Below are 15,173 nucleotides of genomic sequence, written 5' to 3'. Positions count from 1 at the left end.
GGACGACGGTCTTTGCTGTATGTTGTAATTCAATGTACATGCCGACAGTCTTTTTTCATTCATAGCAAGGGGAGGTGAAATCATGACGAGTACAGTTTGGATACTCATCTCCATTTTGCTTGCAACAGTCGGTGCAGTTGTTGGCTTTTTTGTTCGAAAGTCTATTGCTGAAGCGAAGATTAATGGTGCGGCTAATGAAGCGAGACGTATTTTAGACGAAGCGAATCGTGATGCTGAAGCACTTAAGAAAGAAGCGCTTTTAGAAGCAAAGGATGAAATTCATACACTTCGTACAGAAGCTGAATTAGAAATTCGTGACCGTAGAAGCGAATTACAAAAACAAGAAAATCGTTTAATGCAAAAAGAAGAGAACCTTGATCGTAAAGACGAAACGCTCGATAAACGCGAGCAACAGTTAGAGAAGAAAGAGGAATCTCTTGTAGCGAGACAACAACAGATTGAAGAGTTGGAAAGCAAAGTGGGAGAGTTAGTTCAAAAGCAACAAACAGAATTAGAGCGCATTTCCAATCTGACACGCGAACAAGCGAAAGCAATTATTCTTGGTAAAGTAGAAAGTGAAGTTTCTCATGAAATCGCTGTTATGGTAAAAGAAAGTGAAGTTCGCGCGAAAGAAGAAGCGGATAAGAAAGCAAAAGAGATTTTATCTCTTGCAATGCAAAGATGTGCAGCTGATCATGTTGCTGAAACAACCGTTTCGGTTGTAAATCTTCCAAATGACGAAATGAAGGGACGTATTATCGGGCGTGAAGGTCGTAATATTCGTACGTTAGAAACGTTAACGGGTATTGACTTAATTATCGATGATACACCAGAGGCAGTAATCCTTTCTGGATTCGACCCAATTCGTCGTGAAACAGCTCGTATCGCTCTTGATAAACTAGTACAGGACGGACGTATTCACCCAGCGCGTATTGAAGAGATGGTCGAAAAATCAAGACGTGAAGTGGACGAGTATATTCGCGAAGTCGGAGAGCAAACAACGTTTGAAGTGGGTGTTCATGGATTACATCCAGATTTAATTAAAATTTTAGGTCGTTTAAAATACCGTACAAGTTATGGTCAAAACGTCTTAAAACACTCTATGGAAGTTGCATATTTAACTGGACTTATGGCGGCAGAGCTTGGCGAGGATGAAAAACTAGCAAGACGTGCAGGTCTATTACATGATATCGGAAAAGCGATTGACCATGAAGTAGAAGGAAGCCACGTTGAAATTGGTGTTGAACTTGCAACGAAATATAAAGAGCATCCTGTAGTTATAAACAGTATCGCATCTCACCATGGTGACACAGAACCAACTTCTATCATTGCAGTTTTAGTTGCAGCAGCAGATGCTTTATCAGCTGCAAGACCGGGAGCTCGTAGTGAAACACTTGAAAACTATATTCGTCGTCTTGAAAAGTTAGAAGAGATTTCAGAGTCTTATGAAGGCGTTGAAAAGTCATTTGCAATTCAAGCAGGACGTGAAGTTCGTATTTTGGTAAAACCAGATACAATCGATGACTTAGAAGCTCATCGTTTAGCTCGTGATATCCGAAAACGTATTGAAAATGAACTGGATTACCCAGGACATATTAAAGTAACTGTTATTCGTGAAACACGTGCAGTGGAATACGCAAAATAAAGTGGTGAAACACCACTTTATTTTTTTGTGTTGGAATTGGATAAAATAAAGACAGTTAGTTATATAGTATAAAAGTGAAACAAACTTATAATAAACATATTATAAGGAATTTACTTGATGCTATAGCAATAAAAAATGCAGTACATAGAAAGGGTAAGACATATGAGAATATTATTTGTTGGGGATGTAGTAGGATCTCCTGGTAGAGGTATGATTCAACAATACGTACCGGCATTAAAGAAAAAATATACACCTACAGTAACAATCATTAATGGAGAAAACGCAGCAGGTGGCCGTGGGATTACAGAAAAAATATATCGAAACTTTTTAGAATGTGGGGCGCAAGCAGTTACACTTGGAAACCACGCTTGGGATAATCGTGAAGTATTTGAATTCATCGATGATGCAAAATATCTTGCAAGACCAGCTAACTTCCCAGAAGGAACTCCAGGAAAAGGACTTATCTTTGTGAACTGTAATGGAACAGAAGTTGCAGTTATTAACTTACAAGGACGTACTTTCCTTCCTCCGATTGATTGTCCATTCCGTAAAGTGGATGAATTAATTAATATTGCGAAAAAACGTACGAATATTATCTTTGTTGACTTCCATGCGGAAACTACAAGTGAAAAACAAGCGCTAGGTTGGTATGTAGATGGACGTGCTACAGCAGTAGTAGGTACGCATACGCATGTCCCTACAGCAGATAACCGTATTTTACCAAGCGGAACGGCATACATTACAGATGTTGGAATGACAGGGCCGTATGATGGAATATTAGGTATGGATAGAGAAGCAGTATTGAAGAAGTTTTTAACAAACTTACCAGTACGATTTGAAGTAACAAATGGTAGAACGCAATTAAGTGCAGTGTTAATTGATGTGGATCCAAATACAGGAAAAGCAAAGAAAATTGAACGTATTTTAATTAATGACGATCAACCATTTTTTGAGTAAATTCCCGTTAAATTTTAGATAAGTTATTATATTTTAATTTTTTAGAAAAATTACGAAAATTTAGCAGGAATACGCGCCATTCCTCGTGAATATAAGTTAAAGTGAAATAATTGCTAATACTTTTTAAAGAAACGAGGAGGAAACGCGGAATGGAAATATTAAAAGTTAAAGCAACGTCGGTCCCTAATTCTGTAGCTGGTGCACTTGCAGGTGTTATTCGCGAACGCGGAACAGCAGAAATTCAAGCTATTGGTGCAGGTGCATTGAACCAAGCGGTAAAGGCAGTAGCAATCGCAAGAGGATTTGTAGCGCCTAGTGGTTTGGACCTGATTTGTATCCCAGCGTTTACAGATATTATGATTGATGGCGAAGAGCGTACAGCAATAAAATTAATTGTAGAACCTCGTTAAGTTTTAAACAACCTGTTTGCAGTATGCAAACAGGTTGTTTTTATAATGGAGGAATGAAAATGAAAATTTTTGATGCTCATTGTGACGTGCTTCTTCAGTTATGGAGTGCACAAGGGAAAAGGAATTTTAACGATGATTCACAATTACATATTACATTTGAACAGTTAAAGAGAAGAAAAGGAAGTATACAATGTTTTGCTATATATGTACCAGAAACAGTGGCATATGAAAACCGATTTGAAGCAGCATTACAAATGGTAGATATTTTTTATAATGAAATTTTATCCCTACCAGGTGTAAAGTTTATTCAGACAAAAGATGATATTAACATGTTAAAACAGGACGAGGTTGGAGCGATATTAACACTAGAAGGATGCGAAGCAATTGGAAAAGAAGCAATGAAATTACGGTTGTTGTATCGCCTAGGAGTACGTTCTTTTGGACTAACATGGAATTATGCCAATCTCTTAGCTGATGGTGCGCTAGAGACACGTGGGGCGGGTTTAACGAATTTTGGTAAACAGGTTGTACAAGAACTGAATGCGCTACATGTATGGACTGATGTGTCTCATCTGAATGAAAGAAGTTTTTGGGATGTTATAGAGATTGCAAAAAATCCTATTGCTTCCCACTCAAATTGTATGAAACTTTGCGAGCACCCACGTAATTTAAACGATGAACAACTTAAAGCTCTTATAAAGAAAAATGGCATGATCGGTGTCACTTTTGTACCGCAGTTTCTAACGAATGAAAATGAAGCAAATATAACAGATATAGTAAGACATATCGAATATATTTGTTCATTAGGTGGAGAGTACAATATAGGATTTGGTTCAGATTTTGATGGGATTTTAGAAACAGTTGTAAATGTATCAGTTTATCGAGATTATGAAAATGTAATGAATGAGCTTTGTAAACACTATGCTGCATCTACTGTAGAACGATTTTTATATGATAATTTTGTAGAACATATGAGTTTTTAAGTTTTGGTTTAAAATTCAGAAAAATTAAAATTAATTCATTTGATTTTATTGCTTTTTTTAAGACCTAATACTAGAATGAAAAACAAAATAGCTTTATACTAAAGATTCAGGGAAATCAGAAGAGGCATAATTTGCGTCCGTTGTAGTTTATTTGCATAAAAAATGCTAAACTATTACTGTAAAAAAATACACTACAATGAATGCAGCCAAAAGGGGTGTAGGAGATGATTAGTCAACTTTCATGGAAAGTTGGAGGCCAACAAGGTGAAGGAATTGAAAGTACAGGAGAAATCTTCTGTATTGCATTAAACCGATTAGGATATTACCTATACGGTTACCGCCACTTCTCATCACGTATAAAAGGCGGCCATACAAATAATAAAATTCGTGTAAGTACAACAGAAGTACGAGCGATCTCAGATGATTTAGATATTTTAATTGCTTTTGACCAAGAAACAATTGATTTTAATTTCCACGAACTACGTCCAGGTGGAATTGTAGTTGCGGATGCGAAATTTAATCCAACAATACCTGACAATACAGATGTAAATCTATATGTGATACCGTTTACAGATATTGCTTCAGAATTAGGCACATCATTAATGAAAAACATGGTTGCTGTTGGAGCATCAAGTGCAGTATTAGGATTAGATGAAACAGCTTATTTAGATGTTGTTGAAGAAATCTTTGGTCGTAAAGGAGAGCAAGTCGTTCAAAAGAATATGGACGCAATTAAACGTGGCTCTCAATATATGAAAGAATTACTAGGTGAGAAAGTAAACATGATGCAGCTTGAAAAAGCTGATGGTAAAAAACGCATGTTTATGATTGGGAACGATGCAATCGCATTTGGTGCGGTAGCTGGTGGTGCTCGTTTTATGTCAGCATACCCAATCACACCTGCATCAGAAATTATGGAATACTTAATTAAAAAATTACCGAAAGTCGGCGGAACAGTAATCCAAACTGAGGATGAAATCGCAGCTTGTACAATGGCAATCGGTGCAAACTATGCTGGTGTTCGTACATTAACGGCATCTGCTGGTCCAGGTCTTTCATTAATGATGGAAGCAATCGGTTTAGCAGGTATTACAGAAACTCCATTAGTAATTGTTGATACACAACGTGGCGGCCCAAGTACAGGATTACCAACTAAGCAAGAACAGTCTGACTTAATGGCGATGATTTACGGTACGCATGGTGAAATTCCAAAAATCGTAATGGCGCCAAGTACAGTTGAAGAAGCTTTCTATGACATTGTAGAAGCATTTAACTTATCTGAAGAATATCAAGTTCCTGTTATTTTCTTAACAGATTTACAGCTTTCTTTAGGAAAACAAACAGTAGAACCACTTAAATTAGATAAAGTGGAAATTCGTCGTGGTAAGCTTGATTTAGAAGTAGAATTACCAGAACGTGAAAATAAAGCATACTTCAAGCGTTATGAAGTAACAGAAGACGGCGTTTCACCACGTGTTTTACCTGGTATGAAAAATGGTGTTCACCATGTTACAGGTGTAGAACATGATGAAACTGGAAAACCATCGGAATCAGCAATAAACCGTAAAGATCAAATGGACAAACGTTTCCGTAAAATGGAGAACTTGAAGTTTAATACCCCTGTTTATAAAAATGTTAAGCATGAAGAAGCAGACGTATTGCTTGTTGGATTTAACTCAACTCGTGGTGCGATCGAAGAGGCAATGACGCGTTTAGAACAAGAGGGTATGAAAGTAAACCATGCTCATGTGCGTTTAATTCACCCGTTCCCAACAGCTGAAATCGATCCACTTGTGAAAAAGGCGAAGCGTGTTGTAGTAGTAGAAAACAATGCAACAGGTCAGCTTGCTAACATTATGAAAATGAATCTTGGTAATGGTGAGAAAATTTCTAGTCTTTTAAAATATGATGGAAACCCATTCTTGCCGAAAGAGATTTACAACGAATGCAAAAAAGGGGTTGTATTAAATGGCAACATTTAAGGACTTTCGTAACAGTGTAAAGCCAAACTGGTGCCCAGGTTGCGGAGACTTCTCAGTGCAAGCTGCAATTCAACGTGCGGCAGCTAACGTTGGCCTAAATCCAGATGAACTTGCTGTTATTTCTGGTATCGGCTGTTCAGGCCGTATTTCAGGTTATATTAATTCATATGGTGTGCATAGTATTCATGGTCGTGCCCTTCCAATTGCGCAAGGTGTGAAAATGGCAAATCGTGATTTAACAGTTATCGCTTCAGGTGGTGACGGTGATGGATTTGCGATTGGTATGGGTCATACAATCCATTCTATTCGTCGTAATATCGACATTACGTACATCGTAATGGATAACCAAATTTACGGATTAACAAAAGGGCAAACTTCACCACGTAGTGAAGCTGGATTTAAAACGAAAAGCACACCACAAGGTTCAATTGAACCATCACTAAATGTAATGGAAATGGCCTTAACAGCTGGTGCGACATTTGTGGCGCAAAGCTTTTCGAGTGATTTAAAAGAATTAACACAAATTATTGAAGCTGGTATTAACCATAAAGGATTTTCATTAATTAACGTATTTAGCCCATGTGTTACTTACAATAAAGTGAATACTTACGATTGGTTTAAAGAGAATTTAACGAAACTAAGCACAGTAGAGGGATATGATCCATCTAATCGCATGATGGCTATGCAAACTTTAATGGAAAATAACGGTTTAGTAACAGGGTTAATTTATCAAAATACTAAGCAACCATCATATCAAGAACTTGTTAAAGGCTATAGTGAAGAGCCTTTAGTGAAATCTGATTTAAATATGGATCAGAAAATGTTTGATGAGCTTGTTGCTGAATTTATGTAATGTAAGAAGAGGAGGTTGCCGATTTGGTAACCTTTTTTTATGTACAAAAATATAGGGTAGTCTTATTTACTTAGAAAATTCAGAATGATAAAATAATATATAAATCGTTGTATGAAAATGGCAAGTTCATTGCTTATGAAATGTAAGATAATAAAGGGCCTCTTTATTGTTAAAATTGGCGAAATACATCATACTATGGTAATGTTTATAGGGATAAAGCAATATGCTTTTTGGTAGGACAACAAGAAATGATAAAAAGGGAATGTCTATTTGCGTGGGGAAGACTTCATTCTTATGAATGATTAGATTGATTACTCAAGTTTCAAAGGACAAGTTATCTCTCAAGCTATCTAACCATTTTTGAGGTGAGTCTAGGCGCATTAAAATGGACTATAGAGTATGTATAGTTAAGGGTGAAAGGAGATTACCGATGAACGAGCAACAACGATTAGCAAGTCAACAAGCAAATTCCTCTACGAAAAAAGAAGAGAAAGATTATAGTAAATACTTTGAAAGTGTATATCAACCACCTTCCTTAAAGGATGCGAAAAAGCGCGGGAAAGAAGAAGTTAAAATTGAACGGGATTTTGGCTTACCTGAAGAGTTTCGCAATTTTGGTACAGGAAGAAAGTTCTATATTCGTACATATGGTTGTCAAATGAATGAGCATGATACGGAAGTAATGGCAGGCATTTTCACCGCACTTGGATATGAACCAACTTTTTCAACTGAGGATGCAGATGTAGTTTTATTAAACACTTGTGCAATTCGTGAAAATGCTGAAAATAAGGTGTTTGGTGAGCTAGGCCATTTAAAGTCACTCAAACGAAGAAATCCAGACCTTTTAATTGGTGTATGTGGTTGTATGTCTCAAGAGGAATCTGTTGTAAATAAAATTATGCAAAAAAATCAGCATGTAGATATGGTATTTGGAACGCATAATATTCATAGATTACCGTACATTCTAAAAGATGCGATGTTCTCGAAAGAGACGGTAGTTGAAGTATGGTCAAAAGAAGGTGACGTAATTGAAAACCTTCCGAAAGTACGTCGTGGTGATATTAAAGCTTGGGTAAATATTATGTATGGCTGTGATAAATTCTGTACGTATTGTATTGTACCGTATACACGCGGAAAAGAGCGAAGTAGACGTCCAGAAGATATTATCCAAGAGATTCGTCATTTAGCTGCAAATGGTTATAAAGAAATTACTTTACTTGGTCAAAACGTAAATGCATATGGTAAAGACTTTGAAGATATAGAATACGGTCTCGGCGATTTAATGGACGAACTTCGTAAAGTTGATATTGCCCGTATTCGTTTTACAACGAGCCATCCACGTGATTTCGATGATCACTTAATTGAAGTGCTTGGCAAAGGTGGCAACCTAGTAGAACATATCCATTTACCAGTTCAATCTGGAAGTACGGATATGCTGAAAATTATGGCACGTAAATATTCGCGTGAGCATTATTTAGAACTTGTAAGAAAAATTAAAGAAGCAATTCCAGATGCAGTATTAACAACAGATATTATCGTTGGTTTTCCAAATGAAACAGATGAGCAATTTGAAGAAACGATGTCGTTATATCGTGAAGTAGGGTTTGATACTGCCTTTACATTCATTTACTCTCCTCGCGAAGGTACACCAGCTGCAAAAATGAAAGATAATGTACCGATGGAAGTAAAGAAAGAACGTCTTCAACGCTTAAATACACTAGTAAATACGTTGGCAATTGAAAAGAATAGTCGTTACAAAGGTCAAATTGTAGAAGTGTTAGTTGATGGGGAAAGTAAAAATAATCCGGAAGTACTTGCAGGTTATACTCGTACGAATAAACTTGTAAACTTCGTCGCTTCAAAATCTTTAATTGGTCAGCTTGTGAAAGTAAAAATAACGGAAGCAAAAACTTGGTCTCTTAACGGGGAATTAGTTGAAGAGCCGATTGAGGTGAAATAATAGATGAAAGTATATTCGAAAGATGACATTGTTGAACAAGCGAAAGAATTAGCAAAAATGATTTCTGAAACAGAAGAAGTTGATTTTTTTAAGAAAGCAGAGGCGCAAATTCATAAAAATGAAAATGTAAAGCGCGCAATCGATGAAATTAAAGCACTGCAAAAACAAGCAGTAAACTTGCAACATTACGGGAAATGGGAAGCTTTAAAAAAGGTAGAAGCTGAAATTGATGCATTGCAAGATAAGTTAGACAGCATTCCAGTCGTACAACAATTTAAATCTTCACAAACATACGTAAATGACTTATTACAGTTAGTTGCTAGTACAATTTCTAACAACGTAACAGATGAAATATTAATTTCAACTGGTGGCGATGTACTAAAGGGTGAAACTGGCGCAGCAGTAGAAAGTAAAAAAGGAAATTGTGGTTGTTAAAGAGATGTCATATTGACATCTCTTTTTTTGTGGATTAAACGTAAGGTCTTCTCAAAAAAAAGAATGACACATTCCGCTATTGTCACGCATATGATTAAGTGAATAGTGATTGAGGAGGGTTACGAATGTCCGAATTTAGAGAGATTATTACAAAAGCAGTGGTTGGAAAAGGACGTAAGTATACAAAGTCAACGCATACATGTGAATCGAATAATGAGCCAACAAGTATTTTAGGGTGCTGGGTAATTAACCACTCGTACGAAGCAAGAAAGAATGGAAAACATGTGGAAATTGAAGGTTTCTATGATGTGAACACTTGGTATTCATTTGATGGAAATACAAAGACTGAAGTTGTAACAGAACGTGTGAACTACACGGACGAAGTAAGTATTGGTTATCGTGATAAAAACTTTTCTGGTGACGATTTAGAAATTATTGCTCGTGTTATTCAGCCGCCAAATTGTTTAGAAGCACTTGTATCACCAAATGGTAATAAAATTGTTGTAACTGTAGAACGTGAATTTGTAACAGAAGTAGTTGGAGAAACGAAAATTTGTGTAAGTGTAAATCCTGAAGGCTGCGTAGAATCAGATGATGATTTCCAAATTGCTGATGATGAATTTGAAGAATTAGATCCGAACTTTATCGTTGATGCAGAAGAAGAGTAATAGAAAGCTAGGGAGAAGTTCTTCCTAGCTTTTTACTTTACATAAGTGGCGCTGAATGAACATGATTCTTTATGAAATATGTTATAATGAAGAAAGACTCCTGAAATAGGAGATAAGAGTGTCCGTGAAATGCGACATATATGAAAATAGATTATCATGTAAGAATTATGGAGGAAAAGTATGACTCAATATACGCCTATGATACAGCAATATTTAAAGGTTAAGGCAGATTATCAAGATGCCTTTTTATTTTTTCGCTTAGGCGATTTTTATGAAATGTTCTTTGAGGATGCTGTTAAAGCAGCCCATGAACTTGAAATTACATTAACGAGCCGAGATGGTGGTAGTAGTGAACGTATACCAATGTGCGGTGTACCATATCATGCGGCTAAAAACTATATTGAACAACTTGTTGAAAAAGGATATAAAGTAGCTGTTTGTGAGCAAGTAGAAGATCCGAAAACAGCTAAAGGTGTAGTACGTCGTGAAGTAGTACAATTAATTACGCCAGGAACGATGATGGAAGGGCGTACAATTGATGAGAAAGAAAACAACTTCTTAGCCGCATTAACACATTTTGAAGATGGATCATATGCATTAGCTTGTAACGACTTAACGACTGGACAAAATACAGTAACGTTACTGACTGGTTCAGTAGAAGATATTTTATTAGAAGTGTATGCAACTGGTTCGAAAGAAATTGTTGTTGATTCTTCATTTTCTAAAGATGAACTAAACAAGTTAACTGAAACATTGAAAATGACGATTTCGTATGAAGATGCAACGGCAATTCCGGAAGGATTAGAACATCTTGTGAAAAATGTTTCACAAGCAAAATTAATTAAAGCAGTTGGACGTTTATTTAACTATGTAATAAGAACGCAAAAACGTTCTTTAGATCATTTGCAACCAGTAGAAATTTATTATACGAATCAATTTATGAAAATTGATGTACATTCAAAGCGAAACTTAGAACTGACAGAAACACTTCGGACGAAAGAAAAAACAGGATCACTATTATGGTTATTGGACAAGACGAAAACAGCTATGGGTGGTCGTATGTTAAAACAGTGGATGGAACGTCCACTTATACAGAAAGAAAGAATTGAAGAGCGTTTAGAAATGGTTGAAACGTTTGTAAATGATTACTTCTTACGTGAAGATTTAAAAGAAAAGTTAAAAGAAGTATATGATTTAGAACGCTTAGCAGGAAAAGTTGCATTTGGTAACGTAAATGCAAGAGACTTATTACAATTAAGACGTTCATTACTTCAAGTGCCAGCTATTTTAGAAGCAATTAGTTTGTTAGATAACGCTTATGCATCGAGATTAATTCAAGGTGCAGATCCATGTGAAAGCTTAACAGAATTACTAGGAAGAAGTATTCAAGAAAACCCACCGCTTTCAATTAAAGATGGAGATATTATTAAAGATGGTTATAATGACAAGCTTGATCAATATCGTTACGTGAGTAAAAACGGGAAAACGTGGATTGCTGAGCTTGAAAAAAGAGAACGTGATATTACTGGAATTAAATCGTTAAAAATCGGATACAACCGTATTTTCGGTTACTACATTGAAGTAACGAAAGCGAATCTTGCAGCACTTCCAGAAGGTCGCTATGAACGTAAACAGACGCTTGCTAATGCTGAACGTTTCATTACAGATGAACTGAAAGAAAAAGAAACGTTAATTTTAGAAGCAGAAGAAAAAATTGTACAACTAGAATACGATTTATTTACAGCGCTTCGTGAAGAAGTAAAAGTATTTATTCCGAAATTACAACATTTAGCAAAAGTAATTAGTGAATTAGACGTACTGCAAAGTTTTGCGACAGTTAGTGAAGAAGAACAGTTTGTAAAACCTGTACTAACAACGAAGCGTGAAATCTTTATTAAAGATGGTCGTCATCCTGTCGTTGAAAAAGTATTGAACGGGAAATTGTATGTACCGAATGATTGTATTATGCCAGAGAAGATGGATGTCTTTTTAATTACAGGACCGAACATGTCTGGTAAAAGTACGTATATGAGACAATTAGCACTTGTAACTGTTATGTCGCAAATCGGTTGTTTCGTACCAGCAACAGAAGCAGTATTACCTGTATTTGATCAAATCTTTACGAGAATTGGTGCAGCGGATGATTTAATATCAGGTCAAAGTACATTTATGGTCGAAATGTTAGAAGCGAAAAATGCAATTGCAAACGCATCAGAAAGAAGTTTAATTTTATTCGATGAAATTGGACGCGGTACATCTACCTATGATGGTATGGCACTTGCACAAGCTATCATTGAACATATTCATGACCAAATTGGTGCAAAAACGTTATTCTCTACGCATTATCACGAATTAACGGTGTTAGAAGAGAGTTTAGATCAACTGAAAAATCTACACGTTTCAGCAATTGAAGAGAATGGAAAAGTAGTATTCCTTCATAAAATTCAAGACGGGGCAGCAGATAAAAGTTACGGAATTCACGTTGCGCAACTTGCAGAGCTTCCAGATAGCTTAATCGCCCGCGCGAAAGAAGTGTTAGCACAGCTAGAAGGACAGGAAGAAATTATTATTCCAAAACGAGTAGAAGTGAAAGTACAAGAAGCTGCTCCAGAACCTGTAGTTGTAAAAGAGGAAATAGCAGAAATACAGGAAACGAAAGTAGAGACTGAAGAAGAATCGCAACTATCTTTCTTTGGAGGAGAACAGTCTTCGAAGAAACAAGACAAATCTCTGCTAGATCAAAAAGAAACAGCAGTATTGGCGCAAATTAAAAAAATCGATTTACTTGATATGACACCTTTAGAAGCGATGAACGAATTGTATCGCTTACAGAAAAAGTTAAAGAAAGGATGAGTAAGTAGATGGGGAAAATTCGCAAACTCGATGACCAACTCTCTAACTTAATTGCGGCAGGGGAAGTAGTAGAGCGCCCTGCTTCAGTCGTAAAAGAACTTGTGGAAAATTCTATCGATGCGAATAGTACATCTATTGAAATCCACTTAGAAGAAGCTGGGTTATCGAAAATTCGTATCATTGATAACGGTGATGGTATTGCAGAAGAAGACTGTATCGTCGCTTTTGAACGCCATGCGACGAGTAAAATTAAAGATGAAAACGATCTGTTTCGCATAAGAACACTCGGTTTCCGCGGTGAGGCATTGCCGAGTATTGCCTCTGTTAGTGAATTAGAATTAATTACTAGCACAGGTGATGCGCCTGGTACACACCTCATAATTAAAGGTGGAGACATTATAAAGCAAGAGAAGACTGCGAGCCGAAAAGGAACAGATATTACAGTACAAAACTTATTCTTTAATACACCAGCGCGTCTTAAATATATGAAAACCATTCATACGGAGCTCGGGAATATTACAGATATCGTGTATCGTATTGCAATGTCACATCCAGAAGTATCGTTAAAACTGTTTCATAATGAAAAGAAATTGCTTCATACATCAGGTAACGGTGATGTAAGACAAGTACTTGCATCGATTTACAGTATTCAAGTTGCGAAGAAGCTTGTTCCAATTGAAGCTGAATCTTTAGACTTTACAATTAAAGGCTATGTAACATTACCAGAAGTAACGAGAGCATCTCGTAATTATATGTCAACGATCGTAAATGGTCGTTACGTTCGAAACTTTGTACTAATGAAAGCAATTCAGCAAGGCTACCATACATTACTGCCAGTTGGCCGGTATCCAATTGGCTTCTTATCGATTGAAATGGATCCAATGCTAGTTGACGTTAACGTACATCCAGCGAAGTTAGAGGTTCGTTTTAGTAAAGAACAAGAATTGCTAAAGCTGATCGAAGAAACATTGCAAGCTGCATTTAAAAAAATACAGCTCATTCCAGATGCAGGCGTAACAACGAAGAAAAAAGAAAAAGACGAAAGTGTGCAAGAACAGTTCCAGTTTGAGCATGCGAAGCCGAAAGAACCATCTATGCCGGACATTGTTTTACCAACTGGCATGGATGCAAAACAAGAAGAACCGCAGGCTGTGAAACAGCCACCACAACTGTGGCAACCGCCGAAACAAGAATGGCAACCACCACAGTCGCTCATAAGAGAAGAACAAAGTTGGCAACCATCCACTAAACCGATAATCGAAGAACCAATTCAAGAAGAGAAATCGTGGGACAGTAATGAAGAGGATTTTGAACTAGAGGAATTAGAAGAAGAAGTTCGGGAAATAAAAGAGATTGAAATGAACGGGAATGACTTACCACCGCTTTATCCAATTGGACAAATGCATGGAACATATATTTTCGCTCAAAATGATAAAGGCTTATATATGATTGACCAGCATGCCGCGCAGGAACGTATTAATTATGAATACTTCCGTGATAAAGTAGGAAGGGTAGCGCAAGAAGTACAAGAGTTACTTGTACCGTACCGTATTGATCTATCTCTTACTGAATTTTTACGTGTCGAAGAACAGTTAGAAGAACTAAAAAAAGTTGGGCTATTTTTAGAACAATTCGGCCATCAATCCTTTATCGTCCGCTCGCATCCAACATGGTTCCCGAAAGGACAAGAAACAGAAATTATCGATGAAATGATGGAGCAAGTTGTCAAACTAAAAAAAGTGGATATTAAAAAGTTACGTGAAGAAGCAGCCATCATGATGAGCTGTAAAGCATCCATTAAAGCGAATCAATATTTAACGAACGATCAAATATTTGCCTTACTGGAAGAATTACGTACAACAACAAACCCATACACATGCCCACACGGAAGACCGATTCTTGTGCATCATTCTACTTATGAGTTGGAGAAGATGTTTAAGAGGGTTATGTAGAGTGAATAAATTATATTTCAAAAGGGAGCAACATTTACTGTTGCTCCCTTTTCATATGTAGATTTAATAGTTAAACGAGAATATGGTGGAGTAATTTTACAGTTTATTTCTTGGTTGTGTTAACTTAAATTTATCTATGTATAAAAAAGCGCTGTATACAGCACTTTTTAAAATGTGCATGAATTGTATCATTACTAACTAAATAACTATGCATGGTTGAATGTTGCTTCTTATTTAGCTAATTGTCATAAGGATCTATACAATTACTTATTTTTATTATTATTAATTTTTTCAGTGTATAGAACTTGCTCTTTATAGTGCTTCTTAATTGGGAAGTTATGTGTACCTGTGCCGTTCTTGAATTTTTTATCAATGGGGTTCTTTAGAGGAACTGTTGTAGTTTCAGTAAATTCATATGGGTAATTTATTTTAGATTTATCTTCAAACATGAAAATGCCTCCTTTTAGGATCTCCT

General features: G+C 36.4%; 12 protein-coding genes. 11 read left to right on the top strand and 1 reads right to left on the bottom strand.

Annotated elements, in window-relative coordinates; translation table 11 throughout:
- The first annotated feature begins 82 nt into the window (after window positions 1-82).
- The 11 genes from rny to mutL all read left to right on the top strand — a co-directional run bounded on the left by rny (window position 83) and on the right by mutL (window position 14,698).
- Window positions 83-1,645 carry a ribonuclease Y gene (rny, locus tag BLT20_RS19365; RefSeq protein ID WP_000204911.1) on the top strand — a complete coding sequence of 521 codons (1,563 nt, stop codon included), beginning with the start codon at window positions 83-85 and terminating at the stop codon, window positions 1,643-1,645.
- Between the two features lie 162 nt (window positions 1,646-1,807).
- Window positions 1,808-2,602 (top strand): TIGR00282 family metallophosphoesterase, encoded by a 795-nt coding sequence (locus tag BLT20_RS19360; RefSeq protein WP_001221095.1) that lies wholly within the window; start codon window positions 1,808-1,810, stop codon window positions 2,600-2,602.
- 149 nt (window positions 2,603-2,751) lie between these two features.
- On the top strand, window positions 2,752-3,012 hold the full coding sequence (gene spoVS, locus BLT20_RS19355; protein ID WP_000404341.1) for a stage V sporulation protein SpoVS: 261 nt from the start codon (window positions 2,752-2,754) through the stop codon (window positions 3,010-3,012).
- 59 nt (window positions 3,013-3,071) lie between these two features.
- Window positions 3,072-3,995 carry a dipeptidase gene (locus BLT20_RS19350; protein WP_000688045.1) on the top strand — a complete coding sequence of 308 codons (924 nt, stop codon included), beginning with the start codon at window positions 3,072-3,074 and terminating at the stop codon, window positions 3,993-3,995.
- Window positions 3,996-4,219: 224 nt separating this feature from the next.
- On the top strand, window positions 4,220-5,977 hold the full coding sequence (locus BLT20_RS19345) for a 2-oxoacid:acceptor oxidoreductase subunit alpha (protein WP_000625418.1): 1,758 nt from the start codon (window positions 4,220-4,222) through the stop codon (window positions 5,975-5,977).
- Window positions 5,964-6,830 (top strand): 2-oxoacid:ferredoxin oxidoreductase subunit beta, encoded by an 867-nt coding sequence (locus BLT20_RS19340; RefSeq protein WP_000190155.1) that lies wholly within the window; start codon window positions 5,964-5,966, stop codon window positions 6,828-6,830. Before BLT20_RS19345 ends, BLT20_RS19340 begins: the two co-directional genes overlap by 14 nt.
- A gap of 430 nt (window positions 6,831-7,260) precedes the next feature.
- A complete protein-coding gene (miaB, locus tag BLT20_RS19335) occupies window positions 7,261-8,790 on the top strand; it encodes a tRNA (N6-isopentenyl adenosine(37)-C2)-methylthiotransferase MiaB (RefSeq protein WP_001005386.1) in 1,530 nt (509 codons plus the stop codon).
- A 3-nt stretch (window positions 8,791-8,793) separates the two neighbouring features.
- Entirely contained in the window at window positions 8,794-9,225 is a 432-nt protein-coding gene (locus BLT20_RS19330) for a YlbF/YmcA family competence regulator (protein WP_000870461.1), read from the top strand.
- A gap of 125 nt (window positions 9,226-9,350) precedes the next feature.
- On the top strand, window positions 9,351-9,893 hold the full coding sequence (gene cotE, locus BLT20_RS19325; protein WP_001288799.1) for an outer spore coat protein CotE: 543 nt from the start codon (window positions 9,351-9,353) through the stop codon (window positions 9,891-9,893).
- A gap of 180 nt (window positions 9,894-10,073) precedes the next feature.
- The gene (gene mutS, locus BLT20_RS19320; RefSeq protein ID WP_073339756.1) at window positions 10,074-12,746 is read left to right on the top strand and encodes a DNA mismatch repair protein MutS; all 2,673 of its coding nucleotides are present in this window, start codon (window positions 10,074-10,076) and stop codon (window positions 12,744-12,746) included.
- Between the two features lie 8 nt (window positions 12,747-12,754).
- On the top strand, window positions 12,755-14,698 hold the full coding sequence (mutL, locus tag BLT20_RS19315) for a DNA mismatch repair endonuclease MutL (RefSeq protein WP_000516465.1): 1,944 nt from the start codon (window positions 12,755-12,757) through the stop codon (window positions 14,696-14,698).
- A 263-nt stretch (window positions 14,699-14,961) separates the two neighbouring features.
- Here mutL and BLT20_RS19310 read toward each other — a convergent pair whose 3' ends face one another.
- Window positions 14,962-15,147 carry a hypothetical protein gene (locus tag BLT20_RS19310; protein ID WP_000461138.1) on the bottom strand — a complete coding sequence of 62 codons (186 nt, stop codon included), beginning with the start codon at window positions 15,145-15,147 and terminating at the stop codon, window positions 14,962-14,964.
- Between the last annotated feature and the right edge of the window lie 26 nt (window positions 15,148-15,173).

This window comes from Bacillus sp. cl96, assembly GCF_900100505.1.
GTDB classification, from domain to species: domain Bacteria; phylum Bacillota; class Bacilli; order Bacillales; family Bacillaceae_G; genus Bacillus_A; species Bacillus_A cereus.
Note: the sequence above shows the minus strand (reverse complement) of the source record. Positions and strands in the feature narration are given on the sequence as shown.

What these genes read in the sequence shown, in the direction of transcription:
- BLT20_RS19360 (WP_001221095.1), top strand. Translation starts at nt 1,808, where the DNA reads ATGAGAATATTATTTGTTGGGGATGTAGTAGGATCTCCTGGTAGAGGT.
- miaB (WP_001005386.1), top strand. Translation starts at nt 7,261, where the DNA reads ATGAACGAGCAACAACGATTAGCAAGTCAACAAGCAAATTCCTCTACG.
- BLT20_RS19310 (WP_000461138.1), bottom strand. Translation starts at nt 15,147, where the DNA reads ATGTTTGAAGATAAATCTAAAATAAATTACCCATATGAATTTACTGAA.
- BLT20_RS19350 (WP_000688045.1), top strand. Translation starts at nt 3,072, where the DNA reads ATGAAAATTTTTGATGCTCATTGTGACGTGCTTCTTCAGTTATGGAGT.
- mutL (WP_000516465.1), top strand. Translation starts at nt 12,755, where the DNA reads ATGGGGAAAATTCGCAAACTCGATGACCAACTCTCTAACTTAATTGCG.
- spoVS (WP_000404341.1), top strand. Translation starts at nt 2,752, where the DNA reads ATGGAAATATTAAAAGTTAAAGCAACGTCGGTCCCTAATTCTGTAGCT.
- rny (WP_000204911.1), top strand. Translation starts at nt 83, where the DNA reads ATGACGAGTACAGTTTGGATACTCATCTCCATTTTGCTTGCAACAGTC.
- cotE (WP_001288799.1), top strand. Translation starts at nt 9,351, where the DNA reads ATGTCCGAATTTAGAGAGATTATTACAAAAGCAGTGGTTGGAAAAGGA.
- BLT20_RS19345 (WP_000625418.1), top strand. Translation starts at nt 4,220, where the DNA reads ATGATTAGTCAACTTTCATGGAAAGTTGGAGGCCAACAAGGTGAAGGA.
- BLT20_RS19340 (WP_000190155.1), top strand. Translation starts at nt 5,964, where the DNA reads ATGGCAACATTTAAGGACTTTCGTAACAGTGTAAAGCCAAACTGGTGC.
- mutS (WP_073339756.1), top strand. Translation starts at nt 10,074, where the DNA reads ATGACTCAATATACGCCTATGATACAGCAATATTTAAAGGTTAAGGCA.
- BLT20_RS19330 (WP_000870461.1), top strand. Translation starts at nt 8,794, where the DNA reads ATGAAAGTATATTCGAAAGATGACATTGTTGAACAAGCGAAAGAATTA.